This window comes from Pseudomonas rustica, from assembly GCF_049959085.1.
GTDB classification, from domain to species: Bacteria; Pseudomonadota; Gammaproteobacteria; order Pseudomonadales; family Pseudomonadaceae; genus Aquipseudomonas; species Aquipseudomonas rustica.
Genome location: NZ_CP188200.1, coordinates 2,307,580 through 2,327,026 on the forward strand (window position 1 = coordinate 2,307,580; position 19,447 = coordinate 2,327,026).

Consider the following 19,447-nt stretch of genomic DNA (forward strand, 5'->3'; position numbering starts at 1 on the left):
GCCGAGCTTGCTCGCGAAGAGGCCGGTACATTCAACATCAATATTGAATGTACTGACGCCTTCGCGAGCAAGCTCTGCTCCTACCGAATCATGGCGTACGCGCAGTTTAATTTGCACCACAAAACAGTGTAGGAGCCGAGCTTGCTCGCGAAGAGGCCGGTACATTCAACATCAATATTGAATGTACTGACGCCTTCGCGAGCAAGCTCTGCTCCTACCGAATCATGGCGTACGCGCAGTTTAATTTGCACCACAAAACAGTGTAGGAGCCGAGCTTGCTCGCGAAGAGGCCGGTACATTCAACATCAATATTGAATGTACTGACGCCTTCGCGAGCTAGCTCTGCGCCTACAGAATCATGGCGTACGCGCAGTTTAATTTGCACCACAAACCAGTGTAGGAGCCGAGCTTGCTCGCGAAGAGGCCGGTACATTCAACATCAGTATTGAATGTACTGACGCCTTCGCGAGCAAGCTCTGCTCCTACAGAATCATGGCGTACGCGCAGTTTAATTTGCACCACAAAACAGTGTAGGAGCCGAGCTTGCTCGCGAAGAGGCCGGTACATTCAACATCAATATTGAATGTACTGACGCCTTCGCGAGCAAGCTCTGCTCCTACAGATTTCTGTGGTTAGAAGTAATACGGGAATTTCAGGCTGAAGGAAAAGTCCGGCGCATCTTCGGTCATGCCGATGGACAGGTTAGGCACGATCGTCAAGTTGTCGGTGGCCGCAATGGTCATACCGATGTTGAAGTAACCGGCGTTGGCGTCACTGGAGACAACCGACTCCCAATCGCCGCCATCCTGTTTGATCTTGCTCTTGCGTTGCACCAGGTCGGAGACCGAGAACGACATACTCATCTTCTCGTTCAATGCGAACGCTACACCGGCGCCGATCTGGAAGCTGTCGCCCAGTTGCACTTTACCGCCGATTTTTTCGTTGACCCGTGGACTGATGTCGTCAAACGAATCTTCGAAGTTGTGGGTGTAGGACAAGCTACCGAAGAGCACGGCAGGGTCGAAGGTTTTCACCAGCGAGATGCCCGGCGTGATCGACCAGACGCCGTTACCGGTCGGCAGGCTGTCAGGCACGAAGAGGTTGGTGTTGTCGCCCGGGGCCTGACGCAGCTTGATCCCGAACGGGTCTTTGCCGGTTGGCGCTTTTACGCGCAACGTCACTACCGCATCCGGCAGGTTCGGCGATTCGTCGAGGAATTTGTAGGCAATACCTGCGTTGACATCGCCGAGGGTCGGATCCTGAGTGACATCCTGTTCACTGAGGGCACCCGATGCGCCGCCTTGCGCGCCGCCGGACTGATAAGTCGAGTCGCGGTAAATGACCGGGGCGTTGATATCGAACTGCCAACGGTTGTTGTAGTTGTAGCGCGCCGTCAGGTCGAGGGTCCAGGTATCGGCCTTGATCCGGTCCAGGTTGATGCTGCCGAGGAAGATCGAATCCAGCGCCAGAAAGCCGTTAAGCGCCAGTTGACGGGTGTCGTAGCGCGAATAGGTGATGCCGGTTTCAACGCTGAAACGACCGCCACCGAAGAAGCCGCTGGCCTCGTCGTAAAGGTTGGATACCGATTGCGCGGGTTGCGAATCATCGGCCAGTGATTGGCCATAAGAACTGCCCGTGCCCCCTCCGGCTGCGCCCCCCGACGCGGCTGCTGCACCAGTCCCTGTTGCGGCCGCCACTTTTTGAGTTCTGAGGTCGGCCGGCGATTTCACCAGGCGTTTGGGTTGCGGCGCAGCGGGTTGGTCTTCGACCTGGCGGACACGTTGTTCAAGGACCGCCAGGGCTTTTTGTTGCACTTCGTATCGTTGCTTGAGTTCCATCAGTTCTTGTTTTAGCGCTTCTACATCGGCGTCAGGTGCAGCTTGCAACATTGCCGCCGGGAGAAGCGTACTCAGACATACAGCAGCACGCAGTGATACTGATCGATACATGAAAAAGCCGTCCCTTTAAGCCCAATGATCGAGACTCAGCGTAGTTCAATATCCTATGTTGCGTAGGGCCCTGAGTTGAGTCAGGTTGCAATCCAGTGCGCCGGCGCTCATGCCGTTATTGTTCAACACAACGTTGAGTTGAGTCATGTTATTGACTACGTTCGAACTGCCCAGTAAACGGGTGTTCTGCAGCAGCCCGCTCTGGGCAACCTGTTGCAGAGCGGCGCCCTGGTTGCCGCTGGCCTGAATTGCCATTTGCACGCCACCGCCGGTGGCGGAAACCGCGACATTGCCGGCGGCGTTGCTGCCGGTGATGGTCTGGCCTGCGACCAGAGCTTGGCCTTGGGAAGGCGTAATGGCCGGAGCTTGGCTGGCTTCTTTGACGTTGATCGCAACGTTGTTGTACGCCGTGTTGTCATCGCCGGCAGCGCGCACGCTTTGCGTTACGCCCTGGCTGGTATTCAAGGCTGCGCCACCAATGATGGTGCCGGTGCCTTGTTGTTGGGCCGGTTGGGTCGTTGGGGCGGCGCCGCCATTGTTGGCGCTCGCGACGGCGTTCTGCGCCGAATTGACGATATTGCCGGCCTCTTTGATGGTCGAAACATAGAATTCGGGTTTGATCGTGGATTGCTGGATCTGCATCGAGGCGGCTGCACCGATCAGATCGCCACTGGCGTTGCGCCAGGTACTGCTCATAACAATGCCGAAGCTGATAATCCGCCCCGGCATGACATACCGACCACGCAGCTCAGAGAGCTCCTGATCCTTTATTTCGATGGGTGTGAATCCTGCATTGGCATAGCCTGACGCACTCGCGGCCAGGCAGGCGGCGGCCAGCCAGTATGAGGTTTTCATCTGCTGCTCCCGGGACATCCAGTCCCATTTTTTTATAAGCGGCGATTAAAAGAAGTCGCTCTGAATGAATCCGAAGTCCATCAATTCAGCATCTTTGACAGGGTTGAAGCCATCCAGCTTGTTCTTCGCCGTCAGCGGTACCGGTGGGCTGCGTAGTGCGTTTGCCTTGTCATAACCGGGGCCCACAATGGCGAAGACGATGCCGTTCCAACCTTTGACAAAATCATCATGTTTATAGCGTTTGTGTCCCAGCACCGGGTCTCCGATGTAAACCCAATCCTTATCCGAACGCTGTAGCACGACGAAATGCTTGTAGCCGCGAATTTCCATCAGTACCACCACCGGGATTGTTACTGCGTCGAGCTTCTCCGGTGGAATCTTGTAGCCCCTGGCGCGCATGCCGATGCTTTCTATGTAGCGCTTCATGTCGAGCATGGAAAAACCTTGAGTACGGACAAGGTCCTGGTCAGCGTTGACCAGCATGCCTTTGATGATGTGCTCCTCATCGACGTCGAGCCAATAGGCCTGGCGTAACACCGTCGCCAGTGCAGCAGCGCCGCAGCTGAAGTCGGTTTTCTGTTCGACGATGTCGGCAAACTTGCGCTCACGAATGCTCTGCACATCCTTGTAAATGAGTACGCCACCCGGGAGGGCGGCCACTGGCATTTGCGCGGCCTGGCTCAAGCCAGACAGGCAAAGCAAAGCGATAAGGGCAGTTTTACGCATGATCGATACGCCTTGGCGGACTGAAGGAAAAGCCCCGTTGCCGGGGCTTTCAGTTCGATCGCGATTACATGCAGGCTTTGCAACCTGCGGCGATGGACAACGAGTTGCTTTGTTGGTTGCCAACACCGGCGGCGTTGTTGAAACCAGCGTTGCCGGAGAAGTTGTTGCCAACATTGCTCAGGGTGGCATTGTTGGTTACAGGGTTTTTCCAGCCGTCTGGAGTCATCACTTGTTGAGTGGTTACGCCAGCCAGACCGAAGACACCCACAGCTTCGAAGGTAGCTTTCTGATCTTTGCTACCACCGTTGCCACCGTGGCCACGATCGTCATAGCCGCCACCGCCGTGACCGCTATCACCTTTGATGGTTGCTTCGCCAACTGCACCGAACGCGCCAAGAGCGGCGACAGTACCGGTGAGGGTAGTGGTTTTGTAGGTTTGAGTGGCGGAGTTGGCCACAGTCAGACCGGTGGAGCTTTGGTTGGCTGCAGCGGCAGCATTCGCTACACGGCCACCCGATACAGCAATTGCCAGGTTGTTTTTCTGTTGGTTGAAGTTGCCGGCACTGTTGTTGATGCCAATGTTGCCGGAACCGCCGTTACCCACATTGTTCAAGCTTGCATTGTTGGTCGTCGAGGCGTTAGCCACAGCGTTGTTGTTGTTAACCTGGGTAGCGCTGGAAACAGCAACGGCAGTGCCGAAGATGAAGCTTTCGTCAGCGGTGGCCAGTGCAGCAGCGTTGTCTTGCTGGTTGCCGTCGCCGGCGGTGTTGTTCATGCCCAGGTTGCCGTTGGAACCGTTCGCCGAGTTATCGACAGTGGCATTGTTTTTAGTGCCCTGGTTGCCAACGATGTTGCTATCGCTGTTTTGCGAGTCGAGTACAGCAGCCCCAGCGCCGGCCCCGATTTGCAGAAGCTCTTCGAGAGTAGGGCCTTTTGGTTGATTGTTATGACCACCGTTATTGTGGCCGCCGTTACCATGACCGTGATCGTCATCACGACCGCCTGCCTGTGCTGCGATTGCCATCACTGCTGCAAGTGCGAAAACCAGTGGTTTGAGAGCCATTGTAGGTTTCATGGTGTTTCTCCATCGTGCTTATTAGTTGGTTAAGTGTTGGTACTTTCTAATTGCACAGCTTTTATTGTTTGGGTCAGTCTGCGACCCGGATGCTCAGGGTGTTAGCCATACGGTTCCCCACCCCGGCACTCTGGTTCACCTGGATTACCCCGCGGCTGCCGGTGAAGGCCTGATCACTTGTGGTGACCTGGCGACTGCCGATTGAGGTACCAGTTGCTCCTGAGCTCGGTAACAACGCCACGTTCTGTTGCGAAAGGGCGCTATCGTCAACGCTCTGCGGGGCAGCACTGATGCTGACGCGCGTCACGTTGGCCATTTGGTTGTTGGCCCCGGCACCCTGGTTCACGCCCAGAATCCCGTTACCATTACTGAAAGAGTTGCCGCCGATGTTCGCGCTGGCATTGGCCGAGCGTTCGGCCGGGGTGTCGATGCGCTGAATCACGCTGGTCGATGCGCTGGCACTGGTGCCGATGGCGATTGCTTTGGTGTTGGTTTGTTGCATCTGGTCGCCGGCGGCCTGGTTAACGTTGTAGTTACCTTTGTATTGGATGCCGGTGTTCTGAATGTCTGCGTTGTTGTTGCTGGAGTCGGCCATGGCGCTGGTGCAGCTGAGCAGGGCCAGAATGAGTAGAGTGCGATTCATCTCATTGGCCTCCAGCCATGCGCGTCAGCGGGGCGAGACCGGTGCTCAGAGAGCGATTGATGGTGTTGGAAATGCTGCTGCCGCTGCCGCCACCGTGACCAGCACTCATACCGGGCAACCCGTTGGGGTTGGTGATGACGTTGGTACCGGGCAGCGCACCGTTCTGATTCATGATGGTGCCGCTGATGGAGGAACCGCTGGCGACGCTGGCAAACTCGCCATCGCTGAGTTCACCGCTGTTCACGGCCTGATTGACGCGTGCCGAAGGGTTGGCGTTGACGGTGGTTGGGTAGGGGTCTTTGCCCCTCTCGCGGCCGATCGAATGAACCTGCACATCGCGATTGAGCACAATCACGCCGTTGCCTTCGGCCTGAGCGTTGAAACTGATGAATGTGCTGGCTGCAGATCCGATCAGCACCAGGCAGGTGAAGCCTTTTTTGATATTCCCCACGGCGGCAATTCCTTCTTCAGTGGGCTGGCCCTAGTCAGCGTTGGGAAGGAGAGAGCGAAAGCTGTGCCGCTTTTTAAAAAAGACGGTTTTTCAATGGGTTATCGGAAAAGTTCGCAGGGCTGAAACACGTGATGTTTCATCACTGAAACAGTGCTTGGCCAGAAGACCTGTCTGTTCGCTGAACAAAGCTCTGGAACAAGGGTTTGCGGGGATGTGTTTCATCAGCGTAACAAGCGGCATGACAAAACGATGAAGGGCGTTGAAACGGCCACTTTGCACTCGGGCGAGTGTTTCAGAAACGGACACAATTCCCCCAAAACAGGGTGAAATGGTGGGGCAAAAGCCCCACCTCGATGATCAGTCAGCCAATAGATGTGCGACCGCGGCTACGGCTTGCGCCTGTCGCTCGGCCCAATTGCCTTGAATGATTTGAAAGGGCTGCCGGTGTTTTTCCAGCCAATTTTGGGTGGCTCGAAAGAACGCCAGACGTTCCTGCAGATCCGGTTGGCAGCGCTGACCGTCATCCGTCCAGTCGATCTGCTCAGGGGACAGCAACAGGTGCAGATCGTAATGCCGCGCCAACAACTCGGGCTCCAGCCAGGCCGGACAATCACCGAACAGCGTCTGACTCCAGAGGATATTACTCAACAAGTGGGTGTCGAGAATCAGCAGCGCTGGCCGCTGCGCGCGCGCCTTGTCTTCCCATTGCAACTGGCCACGGGCGATCGCGGGAATGTCAGCCAGACAAGTATCGCGCGGATTCTCTTCGATGAACCGGCGCACGTACTCATCCACCCGAACCCCGCCAAACTGCTTTTGCAGGCCGGCAGCGAGCCAGCTCTTGCCCGTCGATTCAGGGCCGGTGAGCACCACGACTTTCATGTGCGCAACGCCGGATCAGCTCGCCATTCACGCCAGCCTTGCACCGCGATCAGGGTGAACAAGGCGTACAGCGCAGCGGTGAGGTACAGGCCTTTATAGATGAACAGGCCGACAAAAATCACGTCGAGCACAAACCACAACGCCCAGCATTGCAGACGTTTCTGCGCCATCCACAACTGTGCGACCAGGCTAAAACCGGTGAGCGCTGCGTCCAGCCAAGGTTGCGCGGCATCCGTCCAGTGCGCCATCGCCGCGCCCAGGAACAAACTGCCAACCGCGCCGACACCCAGCCCCAACAGAATCGAACGCTGATCGAGGCGGGTGACCTGCCGACCGTCATGCATCGTCCCGGCCCGCGTCCACTGCCACCAGCCGTAGATTTGCAGGGCGGCGTAGATCACTTGCAGCAACATGTCCGAATACAGCTTCACCTCAAAGAAGATCCAGCTGTAGAGCAACACCATGACCAGCCCGATCGGCCAGCACAGCGGATTCTGTTTAACCGTCAGCCACACGGCAATCACACCGAGAGCGGCGGCAAACAGTTCGAGCCCGGACATGAGTCTTCCTTGGGGGAGTTGAAGGGGGGCGGATTGTACCCAGAGACGGCTAAGGGGCGTTAGCTACCGCACACGCACTGTTGGCAACAAATTTCCCTGTGGCGAGGGGATTTATCCCCGATGGAGTGCGCAGCGCTCCCAAAACCAGCCAACGCGTTCTGGCAGTTAGAACGCGCTGGCTGGTTTTACGACGGCTACGCCGCCGATCGGGGATAAATTCCCTCACCACAGGATTAGTGTTCCACAGGCAATTGGGGGGTTAGACACGGAATTGGCGCAGCAAGCCGTTCAGCTGTTCGCTGAGTTGCGCAAGCCTTATGCTGGCCACACTCGACTGTTCCGCCGCCAACGCCGTGCTGTGCGACAGCCCGGCCGCTTGCGTCACGTTCTGGTTAATGTCCTCAACCACATGCGCCTGTTGCAGCGTGGCGCTGGCAATCGAAGCGTTCAAGCCATTCAGATTGCGCAGTGCCTGGCCAATCGCACTCAAACTGGCCCCGGCCAGTCCTGCTTGCTCAATGGTCAGCTGCGAAGCCTTGCTGCTGTCGCCAATCACCTTCACGGCCGCTTCGGAATGATTTTGCAAACGCTCAATCATCGTCTGAATTTCCGCCGTCGACTTCTGCGTCCGTTGCGCGAGCAATCGAACCTCATCCGCCACCACCGCAAAACCGCGACCCTGTTCACCAGCACGCGCCGCTTCGATAGCAGCGTTGAGCGCGAGTAGATTGGTCTGCTCGGCAATCGAACGAATCACTTCCAGCACACTGCCAATCTGCGTGCTCTCAGCAGCCAATGTGCGAATCACTTCAACCGCCTGATCAATCGTCCCCGACAGTTTGTCGATTTGCTGCAAGCTGCCATCGATATTGATCTGTCCCTGTTGTGCCTGCGCTTCGGCGTCGCGCATTTCGGCGGCCGCGTGCTCGGCGTTTTTCGCCACGTCCTGCACGCCGTAGGTCACCTCGTTGATCGCGGTGGCCACCAACTCCATTTGCTGCGATTGCTGCTGACTGCGTTGCTGCGCCTGCGAGGCATCGTTGCCCAGTTCGCTGGACGACACCCCCAGCGCACTGGCCGAGACCTGCAAGTCGCCGATCACCCTACGCAGCTTGGCCGTGAAGGCGTTGAAGTGGTGCGCCAACTCAGTGACTTCGTCCTGACCGTGGGTATCGAGACTGCGAGTCAGGTCGCTTTCGCCGCTGGCGATGTTGGCCATGGCGTTCACGGTTTCCTGCAACGGCCGAACGATGCTGCGCGCGATCAGAATCACCAGCAGCGCCATGATCACGGCAATCGCCAGACCAATCGCCGAGGCTTTGATCACCTGGCCCTGAAATTCGGCCTGCACATCGTCGATATACACGCCGGAGCCAAGTACCCAGCCCCACGGCTCGAACAGTTTGACGTAGGACGTCTTGGCCACAGGTTCGCTGGCACCGGGTTTTGGCCAACGGTAATCCACCATGCCGGCGCCCTTGGCTTTGGCGATGGCGACCATCTCGTTAAACACCGCAAAACCGTCCGGATCGCGGATTGCCGAGAGGTTCTGGCCTTCAAGTTTGGGGTTGGTCGGGTGCATGACCATCACGGGCGTGAGGTCGTTTATCCAGAAATAGTCGTTCTGGTCATAGCGCAGGCCGCGGATCGCAGTCAGCGCCTGCTTCTGCGCGGCCTCTTTGCTCAGGGTGCCGGCGGTTTCCAGGTCGTGGTAATAGGTCAGCAGACCGCTGGCGGTTTGCACCACATGCTGGGTTTTCTGGGCTTTGGCGTGATAGAGGTCGGCGTGGATCTGCTTGAGCATCAAGGCGCCCAAGGTCAACAACATGACCACCGCTACCACCAAGATGAGCCACAAGCGTCGGCTGATCGACACACTGCGCAAGCTGTTCATAACGCTGTCACTCCGGGTTCTTTTTATTGTCATAAACCATCGCCAGCATCCAACCACGATTCGGTGATGCGGCCTACGCGACCCAAGTCGTATAACGCGGCAGCGCTTTTACGGCTTGTCTGATAGGATTTCGGCCCCGCGCGTAAAAACCTGAATCCAAGTTGATATTTCACGGAATTTTGACCATTTCGTGTGGATCCTGTGCGCGCGGAATCGGTACAGCCATAAACAGCTACGCTGATCGCAGTGAACGTAAGAAAAATACTATCGGGGCATGCCGTCGTGCATCGCTCTTTGGGGGATTGATGGATCTTTGGACCGCCTTGCAGGCACTGATACTTGGAGTTGTAGAGGGGCTCACGGAGTTTTTGCCCATTTCCAGTACCGGACACCAGATCATCGTTGCCGACTTGCTCAACTTCGGCGGCGAACGGGCCATGGCGTTCAATATCATCATCCAGCTCGGCGCGATCCTCGCGGTGGTCTGGGAGTTTCGCCGCAAGATTCTCGACGTGGTCATCGGTTTACCGACCCAGCCGAGCGCGCGGCGTTTTACCGCTAATCTGCTGATCGCTTTCTTGCCGGCAGTGGTATTGGGGGTGATTTTTGCCGACCTGATCCATGAGTACCTGTTCAACCCGATCACCGTTGCGGCGGCTCTGGTCATTGGCGGCATCATCATGTTGTGGGCGGAAAAGCGTCAGCATGAAGTGCATGCCGAAACGGTCGATGAGATTCGCTGGACGGACGCCTTGAAAATCGGTTTCGCCCAATGTCTGGCAATGATTCCAGGGACTTCGCGCTCCGGCTCGACGATCATCGGTGGTTTGCTCTTCGGTCTGTCGCGCAAAACCGCAACCGAGTTCTCGTTCTTCCTCGCCATGCCAACCATGGTCGGTGCAGCGGTTTACTCGGGCTTCAAGTACCGCCACTTGTTTGTGCCGGCGGACTTTCCAGTATTCGCCATTGGTTTTGTCACCGCCTTCATCTTCGCCATGATCGCGGTGAAAGGCTTGCTCAAGTTCATCGCCAGCCACAGCTACGCGGCGTTCGCCTGGTACCGGATCGTCTTCGGTCTGGTGATTCTGGCGACCTGGCAGTTTGGCTGGGTGGACTGGTCGGCAGCCAAGCCATGAGTGATTCCCGCGCACGCCGGCCGGAAGGGCGACCTTCGGGCGGCAACATTCAGCATCTGAAATTGAAACTGGTGGTGCTGCTGATCGTTCTCGCGTTGCCGTTGTTCGGCTCGCTGTCGATGTGGATGCGCGGGATCTCGCTGGTGCCTTTGGCGGCATACGGCATCGTTAGCGTGCTGGCGTTCTTTCTGTACTGGGCAGATAAACGCAAGGCGCGCGCCGATGCCTGGCGCACGCCGGAGAACATCCTTCACGCGGTGGAACTGGCCGGCGGCTGGCCGGGTGCGTTGATCGCCCAGCAAGTGTTTCGGCACAAGACGCGCAAGGTGTCGTTTCAGGTGCTGTTCTGGATGATCGTTGCGCTGCATCAAGTGTTCTGGATCGACCAGATATTCCTCGGCTCGAACCTGCTGGCCCTGTTCTAAACAAATACCGACTCCCCCTGTAGGAGCTGCCGAAGGCTGCGATCTTTTGATTTTTCTTTTTAAACATCAAAATCAAAAGATCGCAGCCTTCGGCAGCTCCTACAGGGGGTTGGGGTCACAGCAGTAGGCCGATCTGGGTTTTCTTGGGCAATTTGCTCACCACCAACTGGTGCGAGCGCTGCAACAATCCGCGCAACTCCTCAGCGCCCAGCGGGTAGGGCGGGTGCATGATGATCCACTGCGCCCGCGCCAAATACGGCGCCGGGTGAATTCCCGGGCGGTCGCAATGGCCGAGGAACAGATCCTTGTCGACCTTGAACGCCAGCGAATCACCGCGCAGTCCCTGCAAGGCAAACATCTTGTTGCCGGCAATCGAGAACACGCGCACGCCGCCCCATTTATAATCTTCCCGCGCACCGGGCAGGCCCAGGCAAAACGCAGCGACGTCCGCTTCGCTCATTTTTCCTTTCGTCATAGCAACCGCTCCCCACAGGCATTGAACGACTCGACCAGATGATCGATCCACGCGCGCACCGCCGGCATCACCCCGCGGCGATGCGGGTACACCGCTTGCAGCCAGCCGCCGGGCAGCGACCACTCCGGCAGCATCTGCACCAGCGTGCCGTTTTGCAGTTCGCTTTCGCAATACATCATCGGCAACAGCGTAAAGCCCTGACCGGCCAGTACGCAGGCCTTGCGCACCACAAAATCGTCAATCCCCAGCCGTGCCTCCATACTCAGTTCGAAGCTCTTGCCGTGTTGATCGAGCAAGCGCACATGCACCATGCGATCAGCTTCCAGCGCGCCGAGCACCGGCAGATTTTTCAGGTCTTGCGGATGTTCGATCGTCTTGCCTTCAAGAAAAGCCGGGCTGGCGATCACCACCATTTGCGCCTGACGCAATCGTCGAGTCACCAGCAATGGATCTTCGTCACCCAGTTCTCTGACGCGCAACGCGACATCAATCCCTTCGGTGACCAGATCCACCCGGCGATTGAGCAGCACCACTTCCAGTTGTACCTGCGGAAATTTGCCGAGAAAGTCGCTGATGACCATCGGCAACATTTCATGGGCCAACCCGGTAGGGCACGACACGCGCAATCGACCGCGCGGTTCGCTGGACATGCTCGCCACGGCCTCGTCAGCCATTTCCGCTTCCAGCAACATCGCCTGACAGTGGCGCAGATAACGCTCGCCGACCGCAGTGAGATTGAGCTGGCGCGTGGTGCGCTGCAGCAGACGCGCGCCGAGTCGCTCTTCGAGTTCGGCAATTCGCCGCGACAGTCGTGACTTGGGAATGCCCAGCAAACGGCCCGCCGCCGCAAAGCCACCGGCCTCGACGACTTTGGCGAAATAGTAGAGATCGTTGAGATCTTGCATCAGGGAAATCCAACTGTTCTATCAGTGGGACAAACTATCGCATTGTCGGCGGCTAATCATCCATTGGTTTCTTGCGTAGGATTGTCTCCATTCGGTCGCCACAGGCGATTCATTCCAGGAGATTCCGCATGAAACTGCTGCATATCGATTCGAGCATTCTGGGCGACAACTCGGCTTCCCGTCAGTTGAGCAGCCAAGTCACCAAAGCCTGGCAAGCCGCCGAGCCGAGCGCCGTGGTCACTTACCGCGACCTGGCCGCTGACGCCATCAGCCACTTCTCGTCGACCACCCTGGTTGCCGCCGGCACCACCGCTGAACTGCGCAACGCCGCACAACAGCACGAAGCCGACCTGAGCGCGACCACCCTGGCCGAATTCATCGCGGCTGACGCGATCGTCATCGCCGCACCGATGTACAACTTCACCGTGCCAACCCAACTCAAAGCCTGGATCGACCGCATCGCCGTTGCCGGCCAGACTTTCCGTTACACCGAAGCCGGCCCTGAAGGCCTCTGCGGTGGCAAGAAAGTTGTCATCGTGTCCACCGCTGGCGGCATCCACGCCGGTCAAGCGAGCGGCGTTGCTCACGAAGACTACTTGAAGCTGGTGCTGGGTTTCCTCGGCATCACCGACATCGAAATCGTTCGCGCTGAAGGTCTGGCGTACGGCGACGAAGTTCGCAACAACGCGATGACCGCTGCTCAAGCGAAAATCAGCGAGCAACTGTTCGCCGCTGCGTAAGGCTTGCGTAAAGAACAGCTGTTGTTCAGGTAACACCCAAAAAACTCTGTATTCTGGTTCTGCAAGGGCCAAATACAGAGTTTTTTGTTTCTGACTGTTACATAATCTGGCCCGGGTTATGCAGTTAAACGAACAGCGTCTGAGTGTATTGCCTTCGCCTAAGGCCGAATCCTCGGCGCTTCGGCGTTCGCAACACGGCGGATCTTTCGATTGAGTAACAACAGGGTGGGGCATCCGATGATGCGTCTTTGTGCAACGTTACTGATTTGCCTGCTAGGCAGCCTGAATACAGTGCACGCCGCCCCCGGGTTGCATCCACGCTGGAGCGTCGGCTACCACGAGATGACGTTCCTTGATCCACTGGATCTGCAACCGATGCGCGCCATCGCCTTCTATCCTTCCAGCGATCGCGAGCACACCGCGCTGCTTGAGGGCTACACAGTCGAGGCGGGTGAAGACACCAAAATCGCCATTGGCCGTTTTCCCATGCTGATGTTGTCCCATGGCAACACCGGGACGCCGCTCGCATTGCATGACCTCGCGACCTCACTGGCGCGTAAAGGCTTCGTCGTCGTAGCGGTCATTCACCCCGGCGACAACTCCAAGGATCACAGCCGGCTCGGTACCCTCAGCAACCTCTACGGGCGGCCGATCCAGATATCCGAAGCGATTACCGCCACGCTTGGCGACCCAATGCTTGCGCCATTCGTCAACGCCGACCAGGTCGGGGTGATCGGCTATTCGGCAGGCGGTGAGACCGCGCTGATCCTTTCGGGGGCGCAGCCGGATCTGGATCGCTTGCGTCGCTACTGCCAAGAGCGTCCTGACGATCGCGACGCCTGCAACACTAAGGGCGAGTTGATTGTGGATCGCGATGATTTACAGCCTGTCGCCGATCCGCGCGTACATGCCTTGCTGTTAATGGCGCCGCTGAGTCTTAAATTCGGCCGTCATACCTTGGCCGACGTGCATGTGCCGGTGCTTCTTTATAGCGGTGATGGCGACAAACTGGTGGCTTTCGACAAAAACGCCGCCGCGCTGGCGCGCAAACTGCCGACCGCGCCGGACTTCAAGTTGCTGGCCGGGGCAGGGCACTTTGTGTTTATGGCGCCGTGCACGGAAGAGCAACTCATGGCGATGCCGGCGTTGTGTACCGACGCTGATGGCGTGGACCGCGAAGACATCCATCGCAACCTGATCTCCGAGGCTGGCCGGTTTTTCTCGCATGCGCTGGGTAAACCGACTCGGGCGGGGATGCAGACCGCAGATCAGTAGCTCGATAGATCAAAAGATCGCAGCCTTCGGCAGCTCCTACATGAGAGGGTATTCCCTTGTAGGAGCTGCCGAAGGCTGCGATCTTTTGATCTTGATTCAACCCATTGCTCGGCGTTTAAGCAGTAGGGTCAGCCCCAACCCGATCACCGACAGTAGCGCCGCACTGAAGAAAATCCACGAATAGCCCAGATTCAACGCCACCGCACCCATCAGCGGCCCGGCAATCGCCAACGCCAGATCAAAGAACACCGCATAAGCCCCCAGCCCCGAACCACGGCTGGAACTCGGCACGCGCTTGATCGCCTCAACCCCCAGCGCTGGATACACCAGCGAAAGACCAAACCCCGCCAACCCGGCGCCAATCAAGGCGAACGCGGTGGAGGGCGCGAGCCACAACATCACCAGTCCCACAGTCTCGATGGTCATGCAGGCAATCGCCGAGGTAAAACCGCCGAAACGACTGATCGCTGAGATAAACAGCAGTCGCGACAGAATGAAGCACACGCCAAACACCGTCAGGCAGTACGCCGCGCCACTCCAGCCACGGTTGAGGTAATAAAGCGTGATAAACGTGGTGAGCGTGCCGTAACCGATCGACGCCAAGGTCAGGCTTGCGCCGAACGGGGCAATGCGCCCAAACACTGCCCAGAACGGCAGGCGTTCGCCACGAATCACTGGTACCGAAGGTTTGTTGCGGATCAACAGCAACGCGCCGGCGGCCAATACCGACAGGGCAATTCCGAGGCTGGCGAAGCCGTATTCAGCGACCATCACCACGCCCAGCGGCGCGCCAATCGCAATCGCGCCATACGAGGCGATGCCGTTCCAGCCAATCGATTTTGCCGTGTGTTCGACGCCGACCTGGCCCATGCACCAACTGATCGTGCCGACACCAATGAGGCCCTGCGCGACCCCCAACAACAAACGCCCGACGATCAGAATCAGCAGGCTGGTCAGTGGAAAACTTTGCAACAGCGTCGAAATCAGGGTGAGCACGCCACTCAGCACAATCCCTAGCAAGCCATACACGATCACCCGTTTGGTGCCGATGGTGTCCGACATGCGCCCGGCCATCGGGCGGCTGAGCAGGGTGGCCAGGTACTGTGAACCGATGACCAGCCCGGCAATGATTGCGCTGAAACCCAGTTGCTCGTGGACGTAACCGGGCAACACCGCGATCGGCAGACCGATGCAGAGGAAGGCAATAAAGGTATAGAAAACGATGGAAACGATCTGCAGGGTGATCGCCATGGAGCTTTGCGGTGGCAGTTGCTGCGCAGACATGAGGACTCGTTCGCGGGCGGCGGTGGGAGAGTTCGCATGATGGCGTGGGTGAGGGATAAAAGGAAGCAGGCTAACTATTTATCCTTGGATTGATGGCGCTGCTGACGGCCCCTTCGCGAGCAGGCTCACTCCTACATTTGAAATGCGTTCCCCTGTAGGAGTGAGCCTGCTCGCGATGGTTTCCGTACCAACAAATGACTTGCCATCGAAATACAAAAAGCCCCGTCACATGGACAGGGCCTTTAACTTGCAGCTAGCAGCTCAAACCTCGAAGCTGCTTTTAGAACACCACACCCTGGCTACGCAGGTAGTCATCGTAGGTGCCGCTGAAGTCAGTCACGCCATCCGGGCTCAGCTCGATAATGCGCGTGGCCAGGGACGATACGAACTCACGGTCGTGGCTGACGAAAACCAGCGTGCCCGGGTAGTTTTCCAGCGCCAGGTTCAGCGCCTCGATCGATTCCATGTCCAAGTGGTTGGTCGGTTCGTCCATGATCAGCACGTTCGGCTTCTGCAAAATCAGCTTGCCGAACAGCATGCGACCTTGCTCACCACCGGAAATCACTTTAACCGACTTGAGGATCTCGTCGTTGGAGAACAGCATGCGGCCCAAAGTACCGCGAATCATCTGCTCGCCTTGAGTCCACTGACCCATCCAGTCGAACAGGGTGACATCGTCTTCGAAGTCGTGCGCGTGATCCTGAGCGTAGTAGCCCAGTTCAGCGGCGTCGGTCCACTTGACGCTACCGGCATCCGGGGTCAGTTCGTTGACCAGAGTGCGCAGCAGGGTGGTTTTACCGATACCGTTCGGGCCGATGATCGCCACGCGCTCGCCGGCTTCAACCTGGAAGCTGAAGTCTTTGAACAATGGTTTGCCGTCGAAGCCTTTAGCCATCTTCTCGACGATGACTGCCTGGCGGTGCAGCTTCTTGTTCTGATCGAAGCGGATGAACGGGCTCACGCGGCTCGAAGGCTTGACCTCGGCCAGTTGGATCTTGTCGATCGCCTTGGCGCGGGAAGTCGCCTGCTTGGCTTTCGAGGCGTTGGCCGAGAAGCGGCTAACGAACGATTGCAGCTCGGAAATCTGTGCTTTCTTCTTGGCGTTGTCCGACAGCAGTTGCTCGCGGGACTGGGTCGCCACAGTCATGTACTCGTCGTAGTTGCCCGGGAACAGGCGCAGCTCGCCGTAATCCAGGTCAGCCATGTGCGTACACACGCTGTTCAGGAAGTGACGGTCGTGAGAGATGATGATCATCAGGCTGTTACGCTGGGTCAGGATGTTTTCCAGCCAGCGAATGGTGTTGATGTCCAGGTGGTTGGTCGGTTCGTCGAGCAACAGCACTTCCGGATCGGAAAACAGTGCCTGAGCCAGCAACACACGCAGCTTCCAGCCTGGCGACACTTCGCTCATCGGGCCGAAGTGCTGCTCGATGCCGATACCCAGACCCAGCAGCAGCTCACCGGCGCGGGACTCGGCGGTGTAACCGTCCATCTCGGCGAATTCGGTTTCCAGCTCGGCCACGGCCATGCCGTCTTCTTCGCTCATTTCCGGCAGCGAGTAGATGCGGTCGCGCTCAGCCTTGACCTTCCACAGCTCTTCGTGACCCATGATCACGGTGTCGATCACGGTGAATTCTTCGTAGGCGAACTGATCCTGACGCAACTTACCCAGGCGTACGTTCGGCTCAAGCATGACCTGACCACCGGACGGATCGAGATCACCGCCGAGGATTTTCATAAAGGTCGACTTGCCGCAACCGTTGGCGCCGATCAGGCCGTAGCGGTTACCCGCGCCGAATTTGACCGAAACGTTTTCGAACAGCGGCTTGGCGCCGAACTGCATCGTGATGTTAGCTGTAGAGATCAAGAGTTATTCCTGCGAAGCATTCTGAGTAGCGAGGGTGCGGCCGGAGCGCTTGGCCCGAGTCAAAGTGCGCTGAGGCGGGAAAGTCCCGGCATCAACCAAGGGGGCGCGTAAAGTTTGGCGGCAATTGTACTGGTCTGGCGCTCTTAACGATAGGGCGAACACGCCATGACCGCTGATTGGCGCACACCCGGGACAGTTTTTAACACTTACAGGTTCACTATCGGATACAAAGTGTGGCTAAAATGCCATCCATTCACCCAGCGGCCTTCAACGGCGCGGGCTCAGGGACGTGCCATTTGTAATCCGACCACTGCATCAGACGCCGGGCCAGAGGCCTTCAGGCGCGCAGTTTGTTCACTACTGACATGTGACGATTTCCGTGAAACTCATCATTGCTGCTATTTATGTCATTTCCATTGCATACGTTCATCTTCGTGGACGGGTGCGGCACAAATTGGGTCGCCAACTGAGCGATCATTCGTCGTTTCTCGCGCCGATCAACTGCTTCCTCTATCTGTTTTCGAAAAAACCGAACAAGCCTTATCTGGATCCGTCGGAGTTTCCCGATCTGAGTCCGTTGCAGGAACATTGGCAGGAAATCCGGGAAGAAGGCCAGAATCTGCTGCGTGCCGGCGAGATCAAACGCTCAGATCAGTACAACGATGTCGGCTTCAATTCGTTCTTCAAGACCGGTTGGAAGCGCTTCTACCTGAAGTGGTACGGCGACAGCCATCCGTCGGCGATGAAACTGTGCCCGCGTACCACCGAACTGGTGCAAAGCATCGGCTCGATCAAAGCGGCGATGTTTGCCGAACTGCCACCGGGCTCGAAACTGGTGCGCCACCGTGACCCGTACGCCGGTTCGTACCGTTATCACTTGGGTCTCGATACGCCAAATGATGCTGGTTGCTACATCAACGTCGATGGCGAAAACTACCACTGGCGTGACGGTGAAGCGGTGATGTTCGACGAAACGTTCATTCACTACGCGGAAAACACCACTGATAAGAACCGCATCATCCTGTTCTGCGACATCGAGCGTCCGATGAAATATCGCTGGGCGGCGGCGTTCAACGGCTGGTTCAGCCGTAACGTGATGTCGGCAGCCGGTGCGCCGAACGATGCCGGTGACCGGACTGGCGGTATCAACCGTCTGTTTGCCAGAATCTACAAGATTCGTCTGCGTGGTAAAGAGCTGAAAAAACGTAATCGCAAGCTGTACTACATGGAAAAGTGGGCGATCTTCGGTAGCTTGTTGGCGATCTTTATCCTGATCTGATCCTCCTGTAGGAGCTGTCGAGTGCAACGAGGCTGCGATCTTTTGATCTTGTTTTTTAAACACTTCAAAGTCAAAAGATCGCAGCGTGCCGCAGCTCCTACATAGCTTTTGCTCGGCCGGGTCAAATGACTCTCGCAAAAGCAACCTGTCAGTTGGCTGACGCTTTCTTCGTTTTCTTCGCTGGCGCAGCTTTTCCCTTCGGCTTCGGCGCCGCTTTCCCGCCCAGACTGCGTTTCAGCAGCTCCGTCAAATCGATCACATCGGCCGTCTTACGCTCTTCCTCGCCACCCACCGTTTCGACATCCTCGATCTTGCCTTCATGGGCTTTCTTCTCCACCAGCGCCATGATCTTGTCTTCAAACTCGTCGTTGTAATCTTCAGGCTTCCAGTCCGCGCTCATGTCCTGCACCAGCCGTTTGGCCATGTCGAGTTCGCCCTTGGCCAGTTGCGGCTTGGTCACTTCACTCCCAAGCTCTAGCGTATCGAGGCTGCGCACCTCCTGCGGCCAGCGCAGCTTCACCAACACCAGTGCCGACTCCAGTGGCATCAGCGCCGCCAGGTATTGACGAGTATGTAAAACGACGCGGGCAAGGGCGACCTTGTTGGTTTTGCTCAGCGTCTCCCGAAGCAGCGCATACACCTTGCCGCCTCGTTTGTCGGGCGCCAAGTAGTAAGGTGTGTCGATGTTTTGCAGGGGAATCTGCTCAGCATCAACAAAAGAAAAGATATCAATGGTTTGCGTGGAAACCGGGTGTGCCGAACGGATTTCCTCTTCGCTGAGCACTACGTAACGACCTTTTTCATAGGCCACACCTTTGACGATATTTTCTTTGGTGACCTCTTTACCGGTGACCTTGTTGACCCGTTTGTAGCCCACCGGATCCATGCTGCGGCTGTCGAGCCAGTCAAAGTCCACGCCTTGGGACGATGTCGCTGAAACCAGCGCGACGGGGATGTGAACCAGTCCAAAACTGATCGCGCCTTTCCAGATTGCCCGAGCCATGGTGATGATCTCCCAAGTGATGA

General features: G+C 57.4%; 19 protein-coding genes. 5 read left to right on the forward strand and 14 right to left on the reverse strand.

From position 1 onward, the window contains the following. Positions 1-632: 632 nt before the first annotated feature. The 9 genes from ACP3TY_RS10725 to ACP3TY_RS10765 all read right to left on the reverse strand — a co-directional run bounded on the left by ACP3TY_RS10725 (position 633) and on the right by ACP3TY_RS10765 (position 9,035). On the reverse strand, positions 633-1,949 hold the full coding sequence (locus tag ACP3TY_RS10725; RefSeq protein WP_159811365.1) for a hypothetical protein: 1,317 nt from the start codon (positions 1,947-1,949) through the stop codon (positions 633-635). Between the two features lie 45 nt (positions 1,950-1,994). Next, positions 1,995-2,804: a hypothetical protein gene (locus tag ACP3TY_RS10730; RefSeq protein ID WP_426619929.1), complete on the reverse strand. Its 810-nt coding sequence runs from the start codon at positions 2,802-2,804 to the stop codon at positions 1,995-1,997. A 45-nt stretch (positions 2,805-2,849) separates the two neighbouring features. Continuing rightward, entirely contained in the window at positions 2,850-3,530 is a 681-nt protein-coding gene (locus ACP3TY_RS10735) for a C39 family peptidase (RefSeq protein ID WP_053119820.1), read from the reverse strand. 64 nt (positions 3,531-3,594) lie between these two features. Next, positions 3,595-4,605 (reverse strand): hypothetical protein, encoded by a 1,011-nt coding sequence (locus ACP3TY_RS10740; RefSeq protein ID WP_053119822.1) that lies wholly within the window; start codon positions 4,603-4,605, stop codon positions 3,595-3,597. 73 nt (positions 4,606-4,678) lie between these two features. Beyond that, a complete protein-coding gene (locus ACP3TY_RS10745) occupies positions 4,679-5,248 on the reverse strand; it encodes an adhesin (RefSeq protein WP_282357597.1) in 570 nt (189 codons plus the stop codon). A gap of 1 nt (position 5,249) precedes the next feature. Then, positions 5,250-5,699 carry a hypothetical protein gene (locus tag ACP3TY_RS10750; RefSeq protein ID WP_426619930.1) on the reverse strand — a complete coding sequence of 150 codons (450 nt, stop codon included), beginning with the start codon at positions 5,697-5,699 and terminating at the stop codon, positions 5,250-5,252. Positions 5,700-6,056: 357 nt separating this feature from the next. Continuing rightward, on the reverse strand, positions 6,057-6,581 hold the full coding sequence (locus ACP3TY_RS10755) for an AAA family ATPase (RefSeq protein WP_426619931.1): 525 nt from the start codon (positions 6,579-6,581) through the stop codon (positions 6,057-6,059). Further along, entirely contained in the window at positions 6,578-7,141 is a 564-nt protein-coding gene (pnuC, locus tag ACP3TY_RS10760) for a nicotinamide riboside transporter PnuC (protein ID WP_426619932.1), read from the reverse strand. The genes ACP3TY_RS10755 and pnuC overlap by 4 nt, the downstream gene beginning before the upstream one ends. Before the next feature lie 259 nt (positions 7,142-7,400). After that, positions 7,401-9,035: a methyl-accepting chemotaxis protein gene (locus tag ACP3TY_RS10765; RefSeq protein WP_426619933.1), complete on the reverse strand. Its 1,635-nt coding sequence runs from the start codon at positions 9,033-9,035 to the stop codon at positions 7,401-7,403. Positions 9,036-9,340: 305 nt separating this feature from the next. Between ACP3TY_RS10765 and ACP3TY_RS10770 the strand changes: the two genes are divergently transcribed. Continuing rightward, on the forward strand, positions 9,341-10,171 hold the full coding sequence (locus ACP3TY_RS10770; RefSeq protein WP_282357602.1) for an undecaprenyl-diphosphate phosphatase: 831 nt from the start codon (positions 9,341-9,343) through the stop codon (positions 10,169-10,171). Then, positions 10,168-10,596, forward strand: coding sequence for a DUF1294 domain-containing protein (locus ACP3TY_RS10775; protein ID WP_426619934.1), 429 nt, complete (start codon positions 10,168-10,170; stop codon positions 10,594-10,596). The genes ACP3TY_RS10770 and ACP3TY_RS10775 overlap by 4 nt, the downstream gene beginning before the upstream one ends. A 115-nt stretch (positions 10,597-10,711) precedes the next feature. On the opposite strand, the gene ACP3TY_RS10780 is transcribed toward ACP3TY_RS10775, so the two are convergent. Both ACP3TY_RS10780 and ACP3TY_RS10785 read right to left on the reverse strand, forming a co-directional pair. Then, on the reverse strand, positions 10,712-11,071 hold the full coding sequence (locus tag ACP3TY_RS10780) for an MmcQ/YjbR family DNA-binding protein (RefSeq protein WP_159811356.1): 360 nt from the start codon (positions 11,069-11,071) through the stop codon (positions 10,712-10,714). Next, positions 11,068-11,976 (reverse strand): LysR substrate-binding domain-containing protein, encoded by a 909-nt coding sequence (locus ACP3TY_RS10785; RefSeq protein ID WP_400748601.1) that lies wholly within the window; start codon positions 11,974-11,976, stop codon positions 11,068-11,070. Before ACP3TY_RS10785 ends, ACP3TY_RS10780 begins: the two co-directional genes overlap by 4 nt. A gap of 128 nt (positions 11,977-12,104) precedes the next feature. Here ACP3TY_RS10785 and ACP3TY_RS10790 point away from each other — a divergent pair, with 128 nt between their 5' ends. Beyond that, positions 12,105-12,716 carry an FMN-dependent NADH-azoreductase gene (locus ACP3TY_RS10790; protein WP_053119839.1) on the forward strand — a complete coding sequence of 204 codons (612 nt, stop codon included), beginning with the start codon at positions 12,105-12,107 and terminating at the stop codon, positions 12,714-12,716. Between the two features lie 237 nt (positions 12,717-12,953). Next, positions 12,954-13,991: an alpha/beta hydrolase family protein gene (locus ACP3TY_RS10795; RefSeq protein ID WP_282357606.1), complete on the forward strand. Its 1,038-nt coding sequence runs from the start codon at positions 12,954-12,956 to the stop codon at positions 13,989-13,991. 96 nt (positions 13,992-14,087) lie between these two features. On the opposite strand, the gene ACP3TY_RS10800 is transcribed toward ACP3TY_RS10795, so the two are convergent. Then, positions 14,088-15,275, reverse strand: a complete 1,188-nt coding sequence (locus ACP3TY_RS10800; protein ID WP_426619935.1) for an MFS transporter — start codon at positions 15,273-15,275, stop codon at positions 14,088-14,090. Between the two features lie 280 nt (positions 15,276-15,555). Further along, a complete protein-coding gene (locus tag ACP3TY_RS10805; RefSeq protein ID WP_082341426.1) occupies positions 15,556-17,142 on the reverse strand; it encodes an ABC-F family ATPase in 1,587 nt (528 codons plus the stop codon). Positions 17,143-17,521: 379 nt separating this feature from the next. Between ACP3TY_RS10805 and lpxO the strand changes: the two genes are divergently transcribed. Further along, positions 17,522-18,421, forward strand: coding sequence for a lipid A hydroxylase LpxO (gene lpxO / locus ACP3TY_RS10810; RefSeq protein ID WP_053120461.1), 900 nt, complete (start codon positions 17,522-17,524; stop codon positions 18,419-18,421). Positions 18,422-18,569: 148 nt separating this feature from the next. On the opposite strand, the gene ACP3TY_RS10815 is transcribed toward lpxO, so the two are convergent. Further along, a complete protein-coding gene (locus ACP3TY_RS10815) occupies positions 18,570-19,424 on the reverse strand; it encodes a Ku protein (protein WP_426619936.1) in 855 nt (284 codons plus the stop codon). Positions 19,425-19,447 lie beyond the last annotated feature (23 nt).

Excerpts from the sequence above, each read along its gene's own strand:
- ACP3TY_RS10725 (WP_159811365.1), bottom strand. The coding sequence starts at position 1,949 with ATGTATCGATCAGTATCACTGCGTGCTGCTGTATGTCTGAGTACGCTT.
- ACP3TY_RS10730 (WP_426619929.1), bottom strand. The coding sequence starts at position 2,804 with ATGAAAACCTCATACTGGCTGGCCGCCGCCTGCCTGGCCGCGAGTGCG.
- ACP3TY_RS10735 (WP_053119820.1), bottom strand. The coding sequence starts at position 3,530 with ATGCGTAAAACTGCCCTTATCGCTTTGCTTTGCCTGTCTGGCTTGAGC.
- ACP3TY_RS10740 (WP_053119822.1), bottom strand. The coding sequence starts at position 4,605 with ATGAAACCTACAATGGCTCTCAAACCACTGGTTTTCGCACTTGCAGCA.
- ACP3TY_RS10745 (WP_282357597.1), bottom strand. The coding sequence starts at position 5,248 with ATGAATCGCACTCTACTCATTCTGGCCCTGCTCAGCTGCACCAGCGCC.
- ACP3TY_RS10755 (WP_426619931.1), bottom strand. The coding sequence starts at position 6,581 with ATGAAAGTCGTGGTGCTCACCGGCCCTGAATCGACGGGCAAGAGCTGG.
- pnuC (WP_426619932.1), bottom strand. The coding sequence starts at position 7,141 with ATGTCCGGGCTCGAACTGTTTGCCGCCGCTCTCGGTGTGATTGCCGTG.
- ACP3TY_RS10765 (WP_426619933.1), bottom strand. The coding sequence starts at position 9,035 with ATGAACAGCTTGCGCAGTGTGTCGATCAGCCGACGCTTGTGGCTCATC.
- ACP3TY_RS10770 (WP_282357602.1), top strand. The coding sequence starts at position 9,341 with ATGGATCTTTGGACCGCCTTGCAGGCACTGATACTTGGAGTTGTAGAG.
- ACP3TY_RS10775 (WP_426619934.1), top strand. The coding sequence starts at position 10,168 with ATGAGTGATTCCCGCGCACGCCGGCCGGAAGGGCGACCTTCGGGCGGC.
- ACP3TY_RS10780 (WP_159811356.1), bottom strand. The coding sequence starts at position 11,071 with ATGACGAAAGGAAAAATGAGCGAAGCGGACGTCGCTGCGTTTTGCCTG.
- ACP3TY_RS10785 (WP_400748601.1), bottom strand. The coding sequence starts at position 11,976 with ATGCAAGATCTCAACGATCTCTACTATTTCGCCAAAGTCGTCGAGGCC.
- ACP3TY_RS10790 (WP_053119839.1), top strand. The coding sequence starts at position 12,105 with ATGAAACTGCTGCATATCGATTCGAGCATTCTGGGCGACAACTCGGCT.
- ACP3TY_RS10795 (WP_282357606.1), top strand. The coding sequence starts at position 12,954 with ATGATGCGTCTTTGTGCAACGTTACTGATTTGCCTGCTAGGCAGCCTG.
- ACP3TY_RS10800 (WP_426619935.1), bottom strand. The coding sequence starts at position 15,275 with ATGTCTGCGCAGCAACTGCCACCGCAAAGCTCCATGGCGATCACCCTG.
- ACP3TY_RS10815 (WP_426619936.1), bottom strand. The coding sequence starts at position 19,424 with ATGGCTCGGGCAATCTGGAAAGGCGCGATCAGTTTTGGACTGGTTCAC.